The following is a 19,673-nucleotide window of genomic DNA, read 5'->3' as shown; positions in this document are numbered from 1 at the left end:
AATCTCTCCTAATCCGTGTACCGGATACGCGGGTCGAACACGGCGTAGAGCATGTCGACGATGAAATTCGCGCTCACCACGACGATGGCAATCAGCATCACCAGGTTCTGCACGATCGGATAATCGCGCCAGCGTATAGCCTCGACCAGGAAGCGGGCGACGCCGGGGATGTTAAACACGGTCTCCGTCACGATAAGGCCACCGATCAGGAACGCTGCCTCGATGCCGATCACGGTGATGACGGGCAAAATCGCGTTCTTGAGCGCATGCTGATAGTTCACGGCGGCGTCCGATGCGCCCTTGGCACGCGCGGTGCGGATATAGTCCTGCCGCAACACCTCCAGCATCGAGGATCGCGTGATCCGCATGGTCAGTGCCGCGCTGCGGAAGCCGACGGCGGCGGCGGGTACGGCGTAGGTCGCGAAGGCTTCCAGCCAGGTCTGCGGATTGGGATTGAAGATTGGCATCTGGTTGAACATCGCCACCGAGGCGGTGAGGATGAGCAGGCCGAGCCAGAACGAAGGCAGCGACAATCCGCTCAGGCTCACCACACGCAACGCGTAATCGAGCCTCGTTCCCTGTTTCACCGCGCTGATCACGCCCAGGGGAATGCCGATCGACGCCGAGAACAACAGCGCCAGGCCGGCGAGCCGTGCGGTGATCGGAATCCGTGGCAGGATTTCCTGAAGCGCCGGCTTCTCCGAGACATAGGAGTAGCCGAAATCGCCGCGCAGAAAACCGCTGATCCAGTGCCAATATTGCACCACCAGTGGCTGGTCGATGCCGAGCTCTTTCTCCAGATTGGCTTTGTCGGCGGGATCGACATAGCCGGCCGCGGCAAACAGGATGTCGACGATATTCCCGGGAACGATACGCAGCAGGAAGAAGATGACGACCGAGATCCCGAACAGGGTCACGAGCATCAGAAACAGGCGCCGCACCAGATAGGCAAACATCCCGCGCCCTCCTGTCGAGCCGCTAGTCGTCAGTCTTGCGCGCTACTTGTCGAGCCAGACGTCCTCGTAGCGAAAGCCGTTATAGGAGCTGTTCGACATGATCGTCACGCCCTGGACATAAGGCTGCCAGCAGGTGCCGGCCCGCGCATGGAAGATGATCGGGCGGGCGACATCCTCCTGCAGCTTCTTGTCGATGTCCCAGACCAGTTGCTTGCGCTTGCCGACGTCGATCTCCTGCGATTGCAGGTCGAACAGCATCTCGATCTCCTTGTTGCAATAATTGGTGTAGTTCCGCTCCGAGCCGCAGGAATAGTTTTCGTAGAAAGACTGGTCGGGATCGTCGACGGAATTGCCGGTCAAGTTGAGGCCGAGCATGTAATCCTTGCGTGCAACCTTCGGGAACCAGTTCGCGGTTTCCACGACGTCGAGCTCGCCGTCGATATAGATGCTCTTGAGCTGGTCGATCAGGATCACCGCGGGATCGCGATATTCCGAGAGATTGCGCGTCGAGACCTTCACCGCCAAGTGCTTGTCGGGACCGTAGCCCGCCTTCTGCATCAGCTTCCTGGCCTCATCCCGGCTCGCATTCACGTTCGGGCCATAGCCTGGAATGGTCTCCAGCTTGTCCTTGGGCATGCCCCAGATGCCCTGCGGCGGCGGCAGCATAGTGCCACCGATATCGGCCTGGCCTTCGAACAGGATGTCGACGAAGGCCTTGCGGTCGAGCGCCATCGCCATGGCCCGGCGGATCTCGATGTTGTCGAACGGCGGGGACGCCGAATTGACGATGATGTTGGTCGAAACGTTGGTCGGCTCGACGACGCAGAGGGCGTTCGGCGCCTGCGACTTGATGTCCTTGAGGAGCGGGATCGTGATGTGCGTCGGGAAGGTCATGTCGAACTTGCCGGCGACGAAGGCGAGGATCGCGGTGGAGCGGTTCGTGATGATCGTGTACTCGATGCCGTCGAGATAGGGCAGGCCCTTCTTCCAATAGTCCGGGTTTCGCGTCAGCTTGATCGATTCATTGGCCTTGAACTCGACGAATCTGAACGGGCCGGTTCCCACCGGATGGGTGCGCATCTCCGCCGGCGAGACGTGACAGGGATAGATCGGCGTATAGCCGGATGCGAGCATCGCCAGCAGCGAAGGCTGCGGCCGCTTCAGATCGAAGGAGACCTCGAAATCACCGTTCGGCGTGACATCGTTAACCTCGCTGTACCAGGCTTTGCGCGGATTCTGCCGCAGCTTTTGTTGCGATTTGCCCATCAGGAGATCGAAGGTGCATTTGACGTCGGCCGACGTGAACGGCTTGCCGTCATGCCACTTGACGCCCTGGCGCAGTTTGAAGGTCAGCTTCTTGTTGTCGCCGCTCCAGGACCAGCTCTCGGCCAGCTCTGGCCTCAGGGTATCAGGGCTATTCTGCGCAATGTGCTGGTCGTAGATGACGAGATTGTTGAACACTCCCATGAAGGGCACGTTGATCGAATATGTCGCGCCCTCCAGGATGGACGCATTGGCCGGGCTGTCGCGGTGATACATCCGCAGGATCCCGCCCTGCTTTGGTTCGCCGGCCGATGCGATCGTCGAAAACGCCAGCAAAGACAGCGCCGCCGTCGCGGCGAGCGCCCGTACGCTCCGCATCCTCGTCCTCCCTGGACTTAGTCTTTTCGGCCTTTTGGCCTGTTTGTCAGGACGATAGCGACGCAGGCGCGGTGAGGCAACCGGCAAGGACGGAGGGCCTCTCGGCAATTCGGATGACGGCGGGCGCACGAGCGGTTCTCTCACAAATTGTGAGAAGTGCCTCCGGCGTCGTCCTGGCGAACGCCAGGACCCATTACCCCAGGGAGGTGTTTGGCGAAGATTGGTCGCTCCGGATTGCTACCTTCTTCAGTTGTGAGATCACGCGGTATGGGTCCTGGCTTTCGCCAGGACGACAGCTGCGACTTCACACAATCCGCGACGCCTTGTTCCCCCAATACCGGTCCCGCAGCAGCCGCTTGTACAGCTTCCCCGTCGGCAGCCGCGGCAACTCCTTCTCGAAATCGACCGTGCGCGGCACCTTCTGCCGTGACAGCGAGGCCCCGCAGAATGCGATCAGCTCTTCCGCGAGCGCCTCGCCCGGCACGACGCCGGGCATCGGCTGCACCACGGCCTTCACCTCTTCGCCGAGATCGGGATTGGGCACGCCGAACACGGCGGCGTCCGCGACCTTCGGATGGGTGATCAGCAGATTTTCGCATTCCTGCGGATAGATGTTCACGCCGCCGGAGATGATCATGAAAGTCGCGCGGTCGGTGAGGTACAGGAACCGATCGGCATCGACATAGCCGACGTCGCCAACCGTGCTCATGCTGCCGTCGGCCGAGCGCGCTTCCTTGGTCTTCTCCGGGTCGTTGAAATATTCGAACGGTGAGGCCGTCTTGAACCAGACCTGACCCGGCGTGCCTGTCGGGCATGGCTTCATGTTTTCGTCGAGAATATGGAGGTCGCCGAGCAGCACCTTGCCGACGGTGCCGCGATGGGCCAGCCATTCCGCGCTGTCGCAGGCGGTGAAGCCAAGGCCTTCGGTCGCACCGTAATATTCGTGGATGATCGGTCCCCACCATTTGATCATGTCGTCCTTCACCAGCGCCGGGCAGGGCGCGGCGGCATGGATCGCGATCTCGAGCGAGGAGAGGTCGTAGCGCGTGCGCACCTCCTCCGGCAGCTTCAGCATGCGCGAGAACATCGTCGGCACCAGCTGCGTGTGAGTGATACCCCATTGCTCGACGAGCTGGAGGTAACGCTCGGGATCGTAATTCTCCATGATGATCGCGGTGCCGCCCATCCGGATTGTCAGGTTGACCGCGGCCTGCGGCGCGGAGTGATAGAGCGGCGCCGGCGACAGATAGACCATGCCCTCGCGATAGTGCCAAAGCTTGGTCAGGAAATCGAACAGCGGCAGATTGTGCTTCGGTGGCTCCTCCGGCAGCGGCCGCAAAATGCCTTTCGGCCGTCCCGTTGTGCCCGATGAATAGAGCATCGCGGTACCCAGACATTCATCTGCAATCGGCGTCGTCGGCAGATCGGCCGTGACCTCGGCGAGGCCGACGATACGGTCACTCTCGCCGGGGCCGTCGGCGACGACGCAGAGCTTGATATCGGGGCAGGCCTTGATCGCCTCCCGTGCGATGTCGAGCTTCGCCATCGACGTGATCAGGATCTTCGACTGGCTGTTGACGAGGAGATAGGCGAGCTCGCCCGGCGTCAGGAAGGAGTTGATGCAGGTGTAGTACAGCCCGGAGCGCTCGCCGGCGCCGCAGGCTTCGAGATAGCGCGAATTGTTCTCCATGAAGATCGAGTAGTGGTCGAGCCGCTTCAAGCCGTGCCTGCGGAACAGATGCGCCAGACGATTGCTGCGCGCCTCCAACTCGCGATAGGTGACGGCCTCGCCGCTCGCCGCCATGATGAAGGCGGGCTGGAGCGGACGCAGGCGGGCATGCTGACCTGGATACATCGGTCCTCCGGCTTTAGATCATGCGGCAAGAAGCAGGATTTCGCGCACCTGCGCGGGACCGTCGATCTTGCGCGGGTTGCGCGGCACCCAGGGTGTGCGCATCGCCTGTTCGGCGATGGCGTCGAAATGCTCCGGCGTGACGCGTACATCGGCGAGGCTGCGCGGCATGCCGAGCGAGCGGATGAAGGCATCGAGCACGTCGGCCGCCTTGTGACCCGGAAAGCCCATTGCGGCCGCGACGATCATCTGGCGCTCGGCATTGTCGGGCGCATTCCAGCGCATCACGGCCGGCAGCATGATGCAGGAGGTGTAGCCATGCGGCACGTCGAAGGCCGCGCCCAGCACGTAGCCGATGCCGTGGCTTGCGCCCATCGGCACGCCGGCGGCGAGGGCGCCCATCGACAGCCAGGTGCCGATCTGCGCATCCATGCGCGCATCGAGGTCAGCAGGGTCAGCCTTCACCCGTGGCAGCGCGTCGGCGAGCATCGCGAGGCCCTTGACCGACTGCGCGTCGGCATAGGGATGCGTCTCCGGCGAGCAGATCGCCTCGACGCAATGATCGATGGCGCGGATGCCGGTCGAGAGGAACAGCCATTCCGGCGTGTGCACGGTGATGGCGGGGTCGAGAATGGTCGCGCGCGGCACCGTCAGCGGATGGCGCAGCATCTGCTTCACGTGCGTGCTGCGGTCGGTGACGCCAGCGATCGCGCTGAACTCGCCGCCGGCGATCGTGGTCGGCACGCTGATCTGGCGCACGACAGGCGCCGTCATTTCCGGCGCGACGCCCTTGTGCACGCGGATGCGCTCGATGCCGTCGACATCGTCGATGCCGTTGGCGAGGCAGAGCTGCACCGCCTTGGCGCCGTCGGTGATCGAGCCGCCGCCCACGGTGACGATCAGGTCGGCGCCGGCCTCGCGCGCCGCATTGGTGGCGGCGATCACCGCCTCCCGCGGGGTGTGCGCCGGCATGGCATCGAAGACGCCCGCGCAACGTGCGCCCAGGGCTTGTGTGATCTTCGCGATTTCGTCGGTCTGCCGGTTCAGCGTGCCCGACACCATCAGGAAGGCACGGCGCGTCCCCAGCCGGTCCATCTGGGCGACCACGGCCTCGGCCGCGGGGTGGCCGAACACGACTTCCTCGATCGCGCCGTAAACGACACGTCCCTGATGCACGTCTGTCCTCCCCGGACAATTCGTCTTGTTTTTGTGGGGGTAGTCTAACCGCGCTGGCGGCATTCGTCATGCGCGAAGACGCTGTCGCTCTCTCCTCTCCCTCTCCCGCTTGCGGGGGAGGGCTGGGGTGGGGGTGTCTCCGCGTCGGGATTGTCGAGAATTGCGGAGGATGTCCCTGCGTGGTGAGAGCCCTCACCCGCCGCGCGCGGGACGATGCTGCGCATCGCCCGGGGCGCGTCGGCCCCTCCCGCAAGCGGGAGAGGGGAGCAAGCCCGCGCTCCTCGTGAAATCCATATGCGATTGCCTTGCGGTTTACCGGGAGAGGCAAACAAGCCCTGTCAACCCGTCATCCGGCCAGGGCATTCCTCCGAGCATTGCCCGCGCTTTGGTCTTGAAGAGTTCATGATTGAAACCCATCTTGTGGCGCCCGCGGGTACAAGCGTACCCTGCTTTTTCCGCGGCTTTGATGCGAGGACCTGGGATGACTGGACCGGACGGAAGCGAGCAATTTGTCAAAACGCACGATTTCGTTTCGCCTCGGCCTTACGCCATCGTCGGCCTTCTCGCCGCGGCCTTTGCGCTCACCGGTTGCGGCCAGCCGGCCTCGCAAGCGAGTGCTCCCCCGCCGGCGCCGGTGACCGTCGCCCAGCCGGTCAAGCGCACCGTCACCGATTGGGACGAGTTCACCGGCCGCTTCGAGGCGGTCGAGGAGGTGCAGGTCCGCCCGCGCGTCGGCGGCTTCGTCAACTCCGTCGAATTCCAGGACGGCGCCATCGTCCATCAGGGCGATCTGCTCTACGTCATCGACCCGCGTCCATTCGAGGCGGTGGCCGAGCAGGCAGACGGCCAGCTCTCCGATGCGCGCGCCAAGGTGGAGCTTGCCAAGCGCGAGCTCGACCGCGGCCTCAATTTGGTGCAGACCAGCGCGGTCTCCGAGCAGGCCGTCGACCAGCGACGCCAGGCCTTACAGGCCGCGCACGCCGCGGAGACGCAGGCCGCTGGCGCGCTGAAGGCCGCGCGGCTCAACATCGAATTCACCCATGTGACCGCGCCGCTCACCGGCCGCGTCAGCCGCCATCTCGTCAGCCCCGGCAATCTGGTGCAAGGCAGCGATACCGGCTCCTCGACGCTGCTCACCTCGATCGTCGCGCTCGATCCGATCTACGTCTATTTCGACATGGATGAGGCGACCTTCATCAAATACAGCAAGCTGTGGTTCGAAGGTAAGCGCCCGAGCTCGCGCGACACGGCGAACCCGGTGCAGGTGACGCTGGCCGGCGAGAGCAAGCCGTCGCATGAGGGTACCATCAACTTCCTCGACAACCGCCTCGACGTTTCCACCGGCACGCTACGCAGCCGCGCCGTGGTCAAGAACACCGATCTTTCGATCCTGCCCGGTCAGTTCGGGCGCATCAGACTGATCGGCAGCGCGCCCTATGAGGCGCTGCTGATCCCCGACGTCGCGGTCGCAACCGACCAGTCCCGCAAGATCGTGTTCGTGGTCAAGCCGGACGACACCGTCGAGGCGCGTCCCGTGACGCTCGGGCCGCTCGACGAGGGCCTGCGCGTGATCCGCGAGGGATTGAAGGCGGACGACCGCGTCATCGTCAACGGCATCCAGCGCGCCCGCGTCGGTGCCAAGGTCGCTCCGCAGACGGCACCAGCGCCCGCCGGTGGCAAATCATGAATCTTGGCCGTCTCTCCATCAACCAGCCCATCCTGGCCATGGTGCTGTCGATCGTGCTGCTGATCGTCGGCGCGCTCGCCTACACCACGCTGCCGGTCTCCGAATATCCGCAAGTGGTGCCGCCGACCGTCGTGGTCACTACGCAATATCCCGGCGCCTCCGCGCAGACCGTGTCCGACACCGTTGCCGCTCCGATCGAGCAGCAGATCAACGGCGTCGAGGACATGCTGTATCTCTACAGCCAGGCGACCTCGAACGGCCAGCTCACCATCACCGTCACTTTCAAGCTCGGCACCGACCTCGACAAGGCCCAGGTGCTGGTGCAGAACCGCGTCGCGATCGCGCAGCCGCAACTTCCGGACGAAGTGCAGCGCAACGGCGTCGTCACCCGCAAGAACTCGCCCGACATCCTGATGGTCGTGTTCATGCTGTCGCCCGACGACACGTTCGACCAGCTCTACATTTCCAACTATGCGCTGCTCCAGGTTCGCGACCAGCTGCTGCGGATCGACGGTGTCGGCGACATCCAGATTTTCGGCGCGCGCGATTATTCGATGCGGCTTTGGCTCGACCCTGACCGGATCGCCAATCTCGGCCTGACTTCGGCCGAAGTGCTCGCCGCGATCCGCGCGCAGAACGTGCAGATCGCGGGCGGCCAGATCGCCGAACCGCCGATCGCCGACCGCGCCTTCCAGCCGAACCTCACCTTCACAGGGCGTTTGAAAGACCAGAAGCAGTTCGAGGACATCCTGATCAAGGCCGGCTCCGACGGCCGCACGGTACGCCTGCGCGACGTCGCCCGTATCGAGCTCGGTGCTCTCGCGTACTCCACCAACAGCTTCCTGCTGCGCAAATCGGCGGTCGCGATGCTGGTGACGCAGCGGCCGGGATCGAATGCGCTCGCGACCGCGAAGAACATTTCGGACACGATGGCGAAGCTGAAGGAGACCTTCCCGAAAGGCCTCGACTTCAATATCGGCTACAACCCGACCGAGTTCATCGCGCAGTCCGTCCATGAGCTGATCAAGACCATCTACGAGGCCATGTTGCTCGTGGTCATCGTGGTTCTGGTGTTCCTGCAAGGATGGCGGCCCGCGATCATCCCGATCATCGCGATCCCGGTGTCGCTGGTCGGCACCTTCGCGGTGATGGCGGCGCTCGGCTTCTCCATCAACAATCTCACGCTGTTCGGTCTCGTTCTCGCCGTCGGTATCGTGGTCGACGACGCCATCGTGGTGGTCGAGAATGTGGAGCGGCATCTCGAGCACGGCATGAGCCGGCGCGACGCCGCGCTGAAGACCATGGAGGAGGTCGGCGGCGCATTGGTGTCGATCGCGCTGGTGCTCTGCGCGGTATTCGTCCCGACGGCGTTTCTGGGCGGAATTTCCGGTCAGTTCTTCCAGCAATTCGCCGTCACCATTGCGGTCGCAACCGCAATCTCCTGCTTCTGCTCATTGACGCTGTCGCCGGCGCTGGCCTCGCTTCTTCTCGTTCCGCACGAGGAGAAGCGGCCGCCGGCGCGCTGGAATTTTCTCGCACGCGGCTGGAACGCTTTCACGGGCGTGTTTAACCGCGTGTTCGACCGTCTCGCGCATGGCTACGCCGGCCTCGCCAATTTCGTGATCCGGCATTCGGCGGTGATGATCCTGATCTACGTCGTGCTGATCGGCAGCGCCGGCTGGCTGATCGGGACCACGTCGCAAGGCTTTATTCCGGCACAGGACCGCGGCTACGTCATCATCTCCGTGCAATTGCCGGGCGCGGCGTCGCTGGCACGCACCACCGAGGTCGTGCGCGAGATCGAGCGGATCTCGCTGGATACGCCGGGTATCATCCGCGTTGCCGCTTTCGCCGGCTTCTCCGGCGCGACGCGCACGCAGGCAGGCAATGCAGCGGCGCTGTTCCCTGTTTTCGACGAGCCAGAGGCGCGGATCAAGAAGGGGCTGACTGCGAACGCCATCACGGCCGAGTTGCGCAAGCGGCTCGCTGCAATCCAGGGCGCGTTCATCATTGTCATTCCGCCGCCGGCCGTGCCCGGCATCGGCACCGGCGGCGGCTTCACCATCCGCATCCAGGACCGCCAGGGACGCGGGCCGGAGCTGCTCGCCGCGGCCACCGACGAGCTGGTCGCCGCGGCGCGCAAATCGCCGTCGCTGCTCGCTCCCACGGTGTTCTCGCCGTTCTCGGCCAACACGCCGCAGCTCTTCGTCGACATCGACCGCACCAAAGCGCAGAAGCTCGGCGTTCCCATCGCCAACATCAACGACACGATCCAGACCTATTTCGGATCGACCTATGTCAACGACTTCAACCTGTTCGGCCGCACCTACCACGTCACCGCACAGGCCGACTTCCCGTTCCGGAAAGAGCCGAGCGATCTTGCGCGGCTGCGGACGCGCAACGCCTCCGGGGACATGGTCATGCTCGGCAGCGTGGTCGACTTCAAGGATGTTTCCGGCCCTGACCGCGTCGCGCGCTACAATCTCTATGCAGCATCCGAGCTCCAGGGCGAGCCAGCCCCGGGTACCAGCTCGACCACTGCGCTCAACGCGATAAAGAAGCTCGCCGACGACACCTTGCCGAGCGGCTTTACCTTCGAATGGACCGATCTGTCCTATCAGCAGATCACCGGCGGCAATGCGGGACTGCTGGTGTTCCCGATCTGCGTGCTGTTCGTCTATCTCGTGCTCGCCGCGCAATATGGCAGCTGGACCTTGCCGTTCGCGGTGATCCTGATCGTGCCGATGTGCCTGCTGGCCGCCACCATCGGCGTGCGCATCATGGGGCAGGACGTCAACATCCTCACCCAGATCGGCTTTGTCGTGCTGGTGGGCTTGGCGGCGAAGAACGCGATCCTGATCGTGGAGTTCGCCCGCGACATCGAGAATGAAGGCAAGCCGCGGCTGGAGGCCGTGATCGACGCCTGCCGCCTGCGCTTGCGGCCGATCCTGATGACGTCCTTCGCTTTCATCCTCGGCGTGCTGCCGCTGGTGATCTCGTCCGGCTCCGGCTCGGAGATGCGGCAGGCCGTCGGCGTCGCCGTGTTCTTCGGCATGATCGGCGTCACCTTGTTCGGGCTGTTGTTCACGCCGATCTTCTACGTCGTGGTGCGGAACCTGGCCGAGGGGAAGAACGAGGGCAAGCCGAAGGCGGTGGGCTGATTCCTCTCCATGTCGTCCTGGCGAAAGCCAGGACCCATTACCCCCAGGGAGTGGTTGCTGTGCGAGCTGCTCACTCCGAGACTTCGCCAAACTGCTCCCTGGGGTAATGGGTCCTGGATCAGCGCTCGCTCCGCTCGCTTGTCCAGGACGACGGCAATTCATCAAAAATGGCCGCGCCCATACTAACGGCCTAGGCCGAAATGGATGGGCAGGCGCGGGGTTCTTCACTAGTATCCGCGCGATTTCAAAACAGAAAACTGCTGGGAGCTAACACATGAAATCAGCCCTTTTGGCCGTTGTCGCAATTTCGGCTTTGCTGCTGGCCGCGCCGGCCTCCGCCCAAGGCGTCAAGATCGGCATCCTCAACGACCAGTCCGGCGTCTACGCCGATTACGGCGGCAAATGGTCGGTCGAAGCCGCCAGGATGGCGATCGAGGATTTCGGCGGCGAGGTGCTCGGCCAGAAGATCGAGCTCGTCACCGCCGACCATCAGAACAAGCCGGATCTCGCGACCTCGATCGCGCGGCGCTGGTACGACGTCGAGAACGTCGACATGATCACGGAGCTGACGACCTCATCGGTCGCGCTCGCGATCCACGAGCTCTCGAAGGAAAAGAAGAAGATCGACATCGTCGTCGGCGCTGCGACCTCGCGCCTCACCGGCGATGCCTGCCAGCCCTACGGTTTCCACTGGGCCTATGACACCCGCGCGCTCGGTGTCGGCACCGGCGGCTCGCTGACCAAGGCCGGCGGCGACACCTGGTTCTTCCTCACCGCGGACTACGCCTTCGGCTACGCACTGGAGAAGGACACCAGCGAGATCGTCGCCGCCAATGGCGGCAAGGTGCTCGGTTCGGTGCGCGTGCCGCTCAACTCCTCGGACTTCTCCTCCTTCCTGCTCCAGGCGCAGAGCTCGAAGGCGAAGATCGTCGGCCTTGCCAATGCCGGCCTCGACACCACCAACTCGATCAAGCAGGCGTCCGAGTTCGGCATCGTCTCCGGTGGCCAGAAGCTCGCGGGCCTCTTGATGACGCTCGCCGAAGTGAACGGCCTCGGCTTGCAGGCCGCGCAAGGCCTGGTGCTGACCGAGGGCTATTACTGGGACATCAACGACCGCACCCGCCATCTCGGCGAACGCTTTCTCAAGCGCACCGGCCGGATGCCGAACATGATCCAGGCCGGCACCTATTCGGCAACGCTGAGCTATCTCAAGGCGGTCAAGGCCGCCGGCAGCAAGGATCCGGATGCAGTCGCCAAGAAGCTGAAGGAGCTGCCGGTCGACGACGATTTCGCGCAAGGTGGCAAGGTGCTCGAGAACGGCCGCATGGTCCACGACATGTATCTGTTCGAGGTCAAGAAGCCCTCGGAATCGAAGAAGCCCTGGGACTATTACAAGCAGCTCGCGGTCGTTCCCGGCGAGAAGGCGTTCTTCACGGCCAAGGAGAGCGGCTGTCCGCTGACGAAATAGGATGACGGCGGCTTAAAAAGCGCGATGTCGTCCTGGCGAAAGCCAGGACCCATTACCCCGATAGCGACTTGTTGAAACAAGCTGTCGCCACCATCGTGCCCATAGCTGCGCCCTGCGGCTATGGGTCCTGACCTTCGCCAGGACGACGGCGGGGCAAGTGGACGCATGTCGGCTACCTCACACCAGCCGCAGCACCGCCGCTCCCAGCGCCCCGGCCCACAGCGCAATGGCCGCGATACCCTGAATAAAAAATCCCGGGCCGCGTTTTGCTGCGGCCTTCGAATAGCCGATGAAGTAGACGATGCGGCCGACGATCCAGAGCGCGCCGATCGCCGCCGCGCCGGAATCGCTGATATAGATAGCGAACAGCCAGAGCGACGGCAGGAAGATCGGCATCCATTCCAGCGTGTTCATCTGGATCCGGAACGCGCGCTCGAAATCCGGATGGCCCGCCATCGCCGGCGCCTTGACGCCGGTTTTGGTGCGCGAGCGCGACACGTTGATGGTGATGAAGAAGTAGAACAGGATCGTCAGCAGCGTGACGAGGGCAGTGAGGTGATACATAACGGATTCCTTGGAGGACGCTGCGCTTCAATACCCGGTCAGCTCGAGATAGCCAACGCCGTCATGCGTGCCGGTAAAGCTGATCGGCCCTTCCCAATAGGAAAAACCGGTCCCCATCCACGCCTTTGGATTGAGCGGCTTGCACTGGATCGAGAACGACCGCGAGGGGATCGCGATCTGCCACTCCACCGGCAGCTTGCGCCCGGCCACCTCAGCCGTCGCTTTCGGAATCATCCGGATATCGGCACCCACGATCATCTGCGTGTCGCCTGTGGCGCTGATCCAGTTGCCGAATGGATAGTCCATGCCGTCCTTCTGCCGCAGCCGGTATAGCATCAGCTTGTCGCCGGACGCGAGATGCAGCGACAGCCAGTCCCAGCCGGTCTGGTCGGTGTCGAGCGGCTGGCTGCTCCATTCGCGGTCCATCCAGGCCTGGCCGGAAACATCGACCGGCCTATCATCGATGGTGAGCGTGCCGCGGGCGCGATAGAACGGCTGGCTGTAATAGTAGGAGGCCTGTCCGCGCTCCGACTTGCGGCTGTAGCCGCGATCGCCCTGCAGCACCACGGGACGATCGGCCTCGAGCGTCAGCGCGTAACTGAAGTCGGCGCCCGAGGCCTTCAGCGTCAGCGGCGCCAAAGCGCGATCTTCGGTGCGCTCGGATCCGTTCATCGCCCAATCGTCGATCCAGGCTGAGAACGGTTTCGCCGTGACGCCGGCCTGTCCCACGCCGCCGCGTGAAAATAGCTCGTTGAAGCGGTGGGTGTCGGCCCGCGTCACCGCCGCATGCGCCATCCACACCTGCTGGTTGGCCCAGCCCTCGCCCTGCGGTCCCGGCTGCGTCGCCTGGCGAAACAGCGTCCATTGCAGGCCGCAAGCCGCGCCGCTGCTGTCGACGAGATTCGCCGTGAGATACCACCACTCGATGCGAAACTCTGGATGCGGGCCGTGATCGGCGGGGAAGGAGAACGTCTTTCCCGGCTCGACCTTCGCAAAGCCGTCGGCGGTTTCACCGAGGCCGGCATAGCCTTGCGCATGTGTCCGTCGCGCGAGAGCGAGGGCGGCAATGCCGCCGGCGAAGGTGCGCCGCGAGATCCTGTCAGCGTTCATTGGCAAACACCTTGACGAGGCTCGCCGGCTGCATCCGCGCCAGCCGTATCATTGGCAGCAGCGCGGCAAGCAACGAGGCGAACAGCGCGACCGCGACCAGCTCGACCAATTGCAACGGAAACACATGGAACGGCAGCCGCCAGCCGAACGCTTTTACATTGACGATCGCGATCAGGCACCACGCCACCAGCAGCCCGAGCGGCACGGCCAGGAGTGACGTGAACAGCGCGACCGACAGCGTCTTGGTCAGTTCGATCGCGGCAAGGCGGGGCCGCGTGATGCCGATTGCCCAGAGCGGCGCAAGCTGCGGCAGGCGCGAATTCGCCAGCGTGAGAAGGCTGGTCAGCAGCGCGATCCCGGCGACGCCGAGCGTGAACGCATTCAGCGCCGACGTCACCGCAAAGGTGCGGTTGAAAATGCGGATCGATTCCGCCTTCACCGTCGCCTGGTCGGCGACGCTGCGGTCGTCGAGCGCAAATTGCTTCTGCAGCGCCATGATCAGGCCGGGGATATTCTCCTTCGCGACAATCAGGCCGATGCGGGTCTGCGGCGTCTGCGGAAACTGCCGGATCAGCGCCGCGACATTCACCGCAAGCTGTCCCTTGGGGTTGCCGTAGTCGGCATAGATGCCGACGATGTCGAGCTCCCAGGTCCCGCCTGGCGCCGGGACGTCGATGACGTCGCCGACGCGGACGTTGAGTCGGCGGCTCAGCTGCTCGCTGATGAACGCGGCATTGCCGGGTATGAGTTGTGTCCAGGCACGGGGCGCGGCTTCGAGCAGCGGCCAGCGCTCGCGATAGAGTGCATGATCGGGCAGGCCGAGCAGTTCCACCGGCTGCCCCTGAACCTGCGCCTCGGCGCGTCCGCCCGACAGGATCGCCTGGACATCGCTGCGCTCCTTCAGCCAATTGCGGATCGCGACGCCTTTCGCATTGTCGGAGGCGCTGATGTAGACGTCGGCTGCGAGCCGCCCGTCGAGCCAGCCGACAAAAGTGCGGCTGAACGTTTCCACCATGGTGGATACCCCGACATTGACGGCGAGCGCGAGCAGCAGCGCCATCAGCGCCAGCGACAATCCCGAGAGCTGCTGCCGGCTATCCGCCCAGAACCACAGGGCGAGCGGCTGTCGCGCGAAACGCTGCCCGGTCCGCAGGATGATGTCGAGGAAGGCCGGCAGGATCAACGCGGCGCCCAGCATCAGCGCTGCCAGCACGCCAAAGCCCGCGATCAACGATTGCCCGTACTGGAGCAGCAACAGCGCGACCGCGAACACGGCGCAGGCAGCCCCGCTTTGCAGGATCAGCCAACGGCGCTGCCGCTGTTGCCAGGCGCGCGGCTGCGCGGTCGCCAGCACCGGCATCCTGACAGCCTTGATCAGGCTGGTCGCCGCGGCCGCCAGCGCGCCGGCAATGCTGATGCCGATCCCGGCGAGCCACCATTCGGGTCGCAAGCTGAGCTGCCCCGGGATTTGCGCGCCATAGAGTCCCCGCAGGGACGCCGCGACGTCGGGCAAGAGCGCAGCCGCAATGAAATAGCCGCAGGCAAGCCCGATCAGGCCTGCGACCAGCGACAACGCCACGAGTTCGACCACCAGCACGGTGTTGACCAGTCGCGCCGAGGCACCGCAGGCCCGCAGCGTGCGCAGCATCGGCAGCCGCTGCTCGAAGGCGAGACCGACGGCAGAATTGACGATGAAAAGACCGACGAAGAACGACAGCAGGCCAAACGCAGTGAGATTGAGGTGAAAGCTGTCGGTGAGGCGCTCCAGCTCGGTCTCCGCATTGGGCTCGACCCGCTGCAAGCGGTCGCCGACGACGCTCGCCAATGGCGCGGGCTTGCCCCTGGGCTTGCCGATCAGAAGTCGCGAGATTTGCTCCGGCTTGTTCAGCAGCCGCTGCGCCACGCCGATATCGACCACCAGCACGTCGGGCACAAGCTGCGGCAGCACGCGCAGTGGCGGCAGTTTTGCGCCGCTGCTGATCGCTGGTGCCGCGCCCTCCTGCTCCTGCAAATCGTTCAGCGTCTCCCGTGCCACCAGCGTCTGGCCCGGCGGCGCGATGAAGTTGCTCAGATCGGCGGCGCCTAGGCGCGGTGCATTGCCGACATCGACCGGCAGCGTCACCGGCTCGATGCCGAGCAGCCGGACCGAGCGCCCGTTGACCTGGATGCGTCCCTCCAGCATCGGTGAGACCGGCCAGCCGGCGCGGCGGAGCTTGACGAACAGCTCCTGCGGAAAAGTCGCGGCGTCAGGCGCGACCAGCATCGGCGTGCGCGCGCCGCCGAAGGTTGCCGCGGCGCGGTCATAGGCGTTGCGGGCCTGCTGGTTGATCGCCTGCACGCCGCTCCACAGCGCGGTCGCCGCGATCAGCCCGATCAGGAGCGTCGCGAACTGCATCTTGTGGCGCCGCCAATGGCTGAGCAGCACGGCGAGGACCCAGAGCGCGCGCCTCATGCGATCCGCCCGGCATGCAGATTGACGTGGCGATCGAGTGTCGCGGCCAGATGCAGGCTGTGCGTCACCATCAGAAAGCCGCAGCCGGTGCGCGTGACGAGGTCGCGCGTCAGGGCAAGCACGTCCTCGGCGGTGGCCTCGTCGAGATTGCCGGTCGGCTCGTCCGCCAGCAGCAACGACGGCTTTGTCGCCAGCGCCCGGCCGATCGCGACGCGTTGCTGCTGTCCGCCTGATAATTGTTCTGGATAACGCTTGAGCAGGCCGCCAAGCCCGAGACGCTCGATCAGCTCTTTATACCAAGCTGCATCGTACCGGCCGGCGATCCGCGCCTGAAACACCAGATTATCCCCGACCGACAGGCTCGGGATCAGATTGTACTGTTGAAACACCAGGCCGATCCGGTCGCGGCGCAGGCCCGCGCGTCCCGCATCGGACAATTTGGTGACCTCGGTGTCTTCCAGTTGGATCGTGCCGCCATCGGCGGCATCGAGCCCTGCGATCAGGTGCAGCAGCGTGCTCTTGCCGCTGCCGGATTCGCCGGTCAGTGCGACGCGTTCGCCGGCCTTGAGGTCGAGATCGACGCCGCGCAGGACATGGACCGGCTCACCGGCCGAAGAGAACGTCTTGGAGAGGTTTCGGATGCTCAGCACGATGAATGGCGCCGGACGGAATTAGCGGAATTGCTGCGTAGCACACTTGCTGCGGAAATGCCGGGTTGCGTTGGTATTGAAGCCGTTGTTAGCTCCTAAGAGGACTACATCAAAAAAGTGCCAAAAACGGACGACGGGGAGAATGATGAGCGCTCAGGGAACGCCCGAGGTGGCGGGCAAGACGACTGGAACGCCTAAGGGCGCCTGGACCGTTACATTTCTGCTGTTTCTTTTCATGCTGGTGAACTTCGCCGACAAGATCGTCGTCGGTCTCGCGGGCGTTCCGATCATGACTGAGCTGAAGCTCGAGCCCGAGCAGTTCGGTCTGCTCGGCTCGTCGTTCTTCTTCCTGTTCTCGATCTCTGCGATCGTGGTCGGCTTCATCGTCAACAAGGTGCCGACGCGCTGGGTGCTGCTCGCGCTCGCGGTGGTCTGGGCGCTCGCGCAGTTTCCGATGGTCGGCACCGTCTCCTTCACCACGCTCCTGATCTGCCGCATCGTGCTCGGCGCCGGCGAAGGCCCGGCCTTCTCGGTCGCTGCGCATGCGATCTACAAATGGTTTCCCGACGAGAAGCGGACGCTGCCGACCGCGATCCTGTCGCAGGGCTCGGCCTTCGGCGTCATCCTCGCTGTGCCGGCGCTGAACTGGATCATCGTCAATCATTCCTGGCACTATGCGTTCGGCGCGCTCGGCGTCGTCGGCCTGATCTGGGTTTGCGCCTGGCTCGCATTCGGCAAGGAAGGCCCGCTGGAGGACACACAGGCTCAGGCTGCGGCCGAGACGAAGATTCCCTACCTTCAGCTACTCACCTCGCGCACCTTCCTCGGCTGCGTCGCGGCGACCTTCGGTGCTTACTGGGCGCTGTCGCTCGGGCTGACCTGGTTCACGCCGTTCATCATCAAGGGCCTCGGCTTCTCGCAGAGCCAGGCCGGCTGGATCTCGACCCTGCCCTGGGTGTTCGGCGCCACCATTGTGATCCTGACCGGCTGGATCTCGCAACTGATGATGGCCCGCGGCTCGACCACCCGCGTCGCACGCGGCGTGCTCGGCTCCGTGCCGCTGGTCATCGGTGGCCTGATCCTGGCCGCGATGCCGCATGTTCAGGGCGCGGGCTTTCAGCTCACCTTGCTTGTGGTTGGAACGGGCTTGTGCGGAGCGATCTACGTGGTCTGCCCGCCGATGCTCGGCGAGTTCACGCCGACGTCGCAGCGCGGCGCGATCCTCGCGATCTACGGCGCGCTCTATACGCTCTCGGGCATCATCGCGCCCGCCGTGATGGGCACCGTGATCCAGCGCGCCGGCAGCATGCTGGACGGCTACATGACCGGCTTCACCATCAACGCCGCGATCATGGTCGGCTCCGGTGTGCTCGGGCTGCTCCTGCTCTGGCCGAACACGGAAAAGGCCAGGCTGACCGGCACCGCCGCGCCGCAGGCCAGCGCGCTGAAGGGCGCGGTATCGCCGACGTAAGGGGCCACTTCAGTCAACCCAATCACAACGTCATCCCCGCCCCTGTGCGCAATTGCGCGCAAGGCCGGGGCGACAATTGAGCTTGTTGCTCAAGCAGCGATTGGCCGCTTCCGCTCCGTGAACGGCGACAGCACCACGGTCGCGACCATGAAGATCACCGACGCCCCGAACACCCAATGCGGCGCGCTCTGGTCCATGATCCAGCCGAACAGCAGCGGGCTGACGATACCGCCCAGATTGAAGCCGGTGGAGACGATGCCGAAGGCGCGCCCCGCAGCACCGGGAGGGGCGGCATTGCGCACCAGCATGTCGCGCGAGGGCGCGATCACGCCGGAGAGGAAACCCGCTGCCGCCATCGTGGCGGTCAGCGCCCAGCCCGGCAGCGTGACCAGCGCGATCAGCAGCACGATCGCCGCGTTCGCGGCAAAGCAGGCGGCGGCGACATAGCCGTGGCGCTCGGTATGGTCGGCGAGAAAGCCGCCCGCGAGCACGCCGGCGGCGCTTGCACCGAGGAACGCGGTGAGCGCGACATTGGCCACGGAATAGGTCACGCCATAGCCACTCATCAGCGCCACCACGCCGAAATTGTTGATGCCGGCGACCGACAGGCTGAGCAGCATGAACAGCGCCGTCAGCGTGATCAGCGCCGGCGTGATCACGGCTTGTTTTGGTGCGTTCTCGGTGCCCGGCTTCGTCTTGTGCGCGCCGGCATCGGGAATGTTCATCGTCACCAGCAGCAGCGCGACCAGAACACCGATCGCCCCCGATGCGATCAGCGCGCCGGCACCGCCAGATACGGTGACCAGCGCGGCGACGATCGCCGGCGCCACCGCGCCGCCGAAATAGCCGGCAAAGGTATGGATCGAGAAAGCACGGCCCATCCGCGCTTCGTCCATGTGCTCGGCGAGAATGGCGTAATCGGCGGGATGGTAGACGCTGTTGGCGAGCCCGAGCAGCACGGCGCAGGCGATCAGCGAGGCATAGCTGAGGTGCAGGCCGAGCAGGATCAGCGCGAGGCCGCCAAGCGTGAGGCCGCCCAGCAGGATTCTTCGCGCACCAAAATGGTCGACGAGATAGCCGGTCGGCGCCTGCGTCAGCCCCGAGACCACGGCCGACACGGTCAGTGCAAAGCCGAGCTCGACATAGCCGACGCCGAGTTGATTCTTGAGGAACGGAAACAGCATCGGCAGGACCAGCAGATGGAAATGGCTGACCCAATGCGCGACCGAGATTCCCGTCAGCGTGCGTAGCGCGCTGTCCGCCTTGCCTTGTTGCGGTGCGGCGAGAACGTCGACCATTGCAGTTCCGTTTCACGTCCTTTGGAGACGCGCAAACTATCGGGCAGAGCGGTTATTTGTCCATGAACGCAGGCGCATGGCAGGTAGTGTGGGTGGGAGATTCCCCGCCGTCGTCCTGGCGAAAGCCAGGACCCATTACCCCAGGAAGCAGTTTGGCGAAAACTCGTGGTCCGGTACTGCGACCATC

Annotated in this window: 13 protein-coding genes; 4 read left to right on the top strand and 9 right to left on the bottom strand. The window is 64.4% G+C overall.

What is annotated here, in order from left to right; genetic code table 11:
• Positions 1-8 precede the first annotated feature (8 nt).
• The 4 genes from AC0L3K_RS31900 to AC0L3K_RS31885 all read right to left on the bottom strand — a co-directional run bounded on the left by AC0L3K_RS31900 (position 9) and on the right by AC0L3K_RS31885 (position 5,625).
• Positions 9-956 (bottom strand): ABC transporter permease, encoded by a 948-nt coding sequence (locus tag AC0L3K_RS31900; RefSeq protein WP_219679636.1) that lies wholly within the window; start codon positions 954-956, stop codon positions 9-11.
• A gap of 42 nt (positions 957-998) precedes the next feature.
• Entirely contained in the window at positions 999-2,597 is a 1,599-nt protein-coding gene (locus AC0L3K_RS31895; RefSeq protein WP_473367531.1) for an ABC transporter substrate-binding protein, read from the bottom strand.
• A gap of 304 nt (positions 2,598-2,901) precedes the next feature.
• Entirely contained in the window at positions 2,902-4,452 is a 1,551-nt protein-coding gene (locus tag AC0L3K_RS31890) for an AMP-binding protein (RefSeq protein WP_354200181.1), read from the bottom strand.
• Between the two features lie 18 nt (positions 4,453-4,470).
• Positions 4,471-5,625, bottom strand: a complete 1,155-nt coding sequence (locus AC0L3K_RS31885; RefSeq protein WP_219679626.1) for an iron-containing alcohol dehydrogenase — start codon at positions 5,623-5,625, stop codon at positions 4,471-4,473.
• Between the two features lie 481 nt (positions 5,626-6,106).
• On the opposite strand from AC0L3K_RS31885, the gene AC0L3K_RS31880 reads away from it, so the two are divergent.
• The 3 genes from AC0L3K_RS31880 (at position 6,107) to AC0L3K_RS31870 (ending at position 11,941) form a co-directional block, all read left to right on the top strand.
• Positions 6,107-7,312 (top strand): efflux RND transporter periplasmic adaptor subunit, encoded by a 1,206-nt coding sequence (locus tag AC0L3K_RS31880; protein ID WP_007598036.1) that lies wholly within the window; start codon positions 6,107-6,109, stop codon positions 7,310-7,312.
• Complete coding sequence (locus AC0L3K_RS31875; protein WP_007598035.1) at positions 7,309-10,473, top strand: efflux RND transporter permease subunit; 3,165 nt, start codon at positions 7,309-7,311, stop codon at positions 10,471-10,473. Before AC0L3K_RS31880 ends, AC0L3K_RS31875 begins: the two co-directional genes overlap by 4 nt.
• A 274-nt stretch (positions 10,474-10,747) precedes the next feature.
• The gene (locus AC0L3K_RS31870) at positions 10,748-11,941 is read left to right on the top strand and encodes an ABC transporter substrate-binding protein (RefSeq protein ID WP_473367530.1); all 1,194 of its coding nucleotides are present in this window, start codon (positions 10,748-10,750) and stop codon (positions 11,939-11,941) included.
• A 177-nt stretch (positions 11,942-12,118) separates the two neighbouring features.
• Here AC0L3K_RS31870 and AC0L3K_RS31865 read toward each other — a convergent pair whose 3' ends face one another.
• Genes AC0L3K_RS31865 through AC0L3K_RS31850 form a run of 4 tightly spaced genes read right to left on the bottom strand, consistent with a single transcriptional unit; the run spans position 12,119 to position 16,717 of the window.
• Positions 12,119-12,505, bottom strand: a complete 387-nt coding sequence (locus AC0L3K_RS31865) for an MAPEG family protein (RefSeq protein ID WP_007598033.1) — start codon at positions 12,503-12,505, stop codon at positions 12,119-12,121.
• A gap of 27 nt (positions 12,506-12,532) precedes the next feature.
• Positions 12,533-13,615, bottom strand: a complete 1,083-nt coding sequence (locus AC0L3K_RS31860) for a lipocalin-like domain-containing protein (protein WP_473367529.1) — start codon at positions 13,613-13,615, stop codon at positions 12,533-12,535.
• Positions 13,605-16,067 carry an ABC transporter permease gene (locus AC0L3K_RS31855; RefSeq protein WP_473367528.1) on the bottom strand — a complete coding sequence of 821 codons (2,463 nt, stop codon included), beginning with the start codon at positions 16,065-16,067 and terminating at the stop codon, positions 13,605-13,607. The genes AC0L3K_RS31860 and AC0L3K_RS31855 overlap by 11 nt, the downstream gene beginning before the upstream one ends.
• Positions 16,064-16,717, bottom strand: a complete 654-nt coding sequence (locus AC0L3K_RS31850; protein ID WP_473367527.1) for an ABC transporter ATP-binding protein — start codon at positions 16,715-16,717, stop codon at positions 16,064-16,066. Before AC0L3K_RS31850 ends, AC0L3K_RS31855 begins: the two co-directional genes overlap by 4 nt.
• Positions 16,718-16,862: 145 nt before the next feature.
• Here AC0L3K_RS31850 and AC0L3K_RS31845 point away from each other — a divergent pair, with 145 nt between their 5' ends.
• A complete protein-coding gene (locus tag AC0L3K_RS31845; RefSeq protein WP_007598027.1) occupies positions 16,863-18,188 on the top strand; it encodes an MFS transporter in 1,326 nt (441 codons plus the stop codon).
• Between the two features lie 89 nt (positions 18,189-18,277).
• Here the strand turns inward: AC0L3K_RS31845 and AC0L3K_RS31840 are convergent, their stop codons facing one another.
• A complete protein-coding gene (locus AC0L3K_RS31840) occupies positions 18,278-19,486 on the bottom strand; it encodes an MFS transporter (protein ID WP_473367526.1) in 1,209 nt (402 codons plus the stop codon).
• Positions 19,487-19,673: the final 187 nt, after the last annotated feature.

It is taken from the genome of Bradyrhizobium sp. MI1.10 (genome assembly GCF_055811035.1).
The sequence above is the reverse complement of the archived record's forward strand: the minus strand, read 5'-3'. Positions and strand labels throughout refer to the sequence as shown.

Coding starts and splice junctions, on each gene's coding strand:
- AC0L3K_RS31900 (WP_219679636.1), bottom strand. CDS start 956: ATGTTTGCCTATCTGGTGCGGCGCCTGTTTCTGATGCTCGTGACCCTG.
- AC0L3K_RS31895 (WP_473367531.1), bottom strand. CDS start 2,597: ATGCGGAGCGTACGGGCGCTCGCCGCGACGGCGGCGCTGTCTTTGCTG.
- AC0L3K_RS31890 (WP_354200181.1), bottom strand. CDS start 4,452: ATGTATCCAGGTCAGCATGCCCGCCTGCGTCCGCTCCAGCCCGCCTTC.
- AC0L3K_RS31880 (WP_007598036.1), top strand. CDS start 6,107: ATGACTGGACCGGACGGAAGCGAGCAATTTGTCAAAACGCACGATTTC.
- AC0L3K_RS31875 (WP_007598035.1), top strand. CDS start 7,309: ATGAATCTTGGCCGTCTCTCCATCAACCAGCCCATCCTGGCCATGGTG.
- AC0L3K_RS31870 (WP_473367530.1), top strand. CDS start 10,748: ATGAAATCAGCCCTTTTGGCCGTTGTCGCAATTTCGGCTTTGCTGCTG.
- AC0L3K_RS31865 (WP_007598033.1), bottom strand. CDS start 12,505: ATGTATCACCTCACTGCCCTCGTCACGCTGCTGACGATCCTGTTCTAC.
- AC0L3K_RS31860 (WP_473367529.1), bottom strand. CDS start 13,615: ATGAACGCTGACAGGATCTCGCGGCGCACCTTCGCCGGCGGCATTGCC.
- AC0L3K_RS31855 (WP_473367528.1), bottom strand. CDS start 16,067: ATGAGGCGCGCGCTCTGGGTCCTCGCCGTGCTGCTCAGCCATTGGCGG.
- AC0L3K_RS31845 (WP_007598027.1), top strand. CDS start 16,863: ATGAGCGCTCAGGGAACGCCCGAGGTGGCGGGCAAGACGACTGGAACG.
- AC0L3K_RS31840 (WP_473367526.1), bottom strand. CDS start 19,486: ATGGTCGACGTTCTCGCCGCACCGCAACAAGGCAAGGCGGACAGCGCG.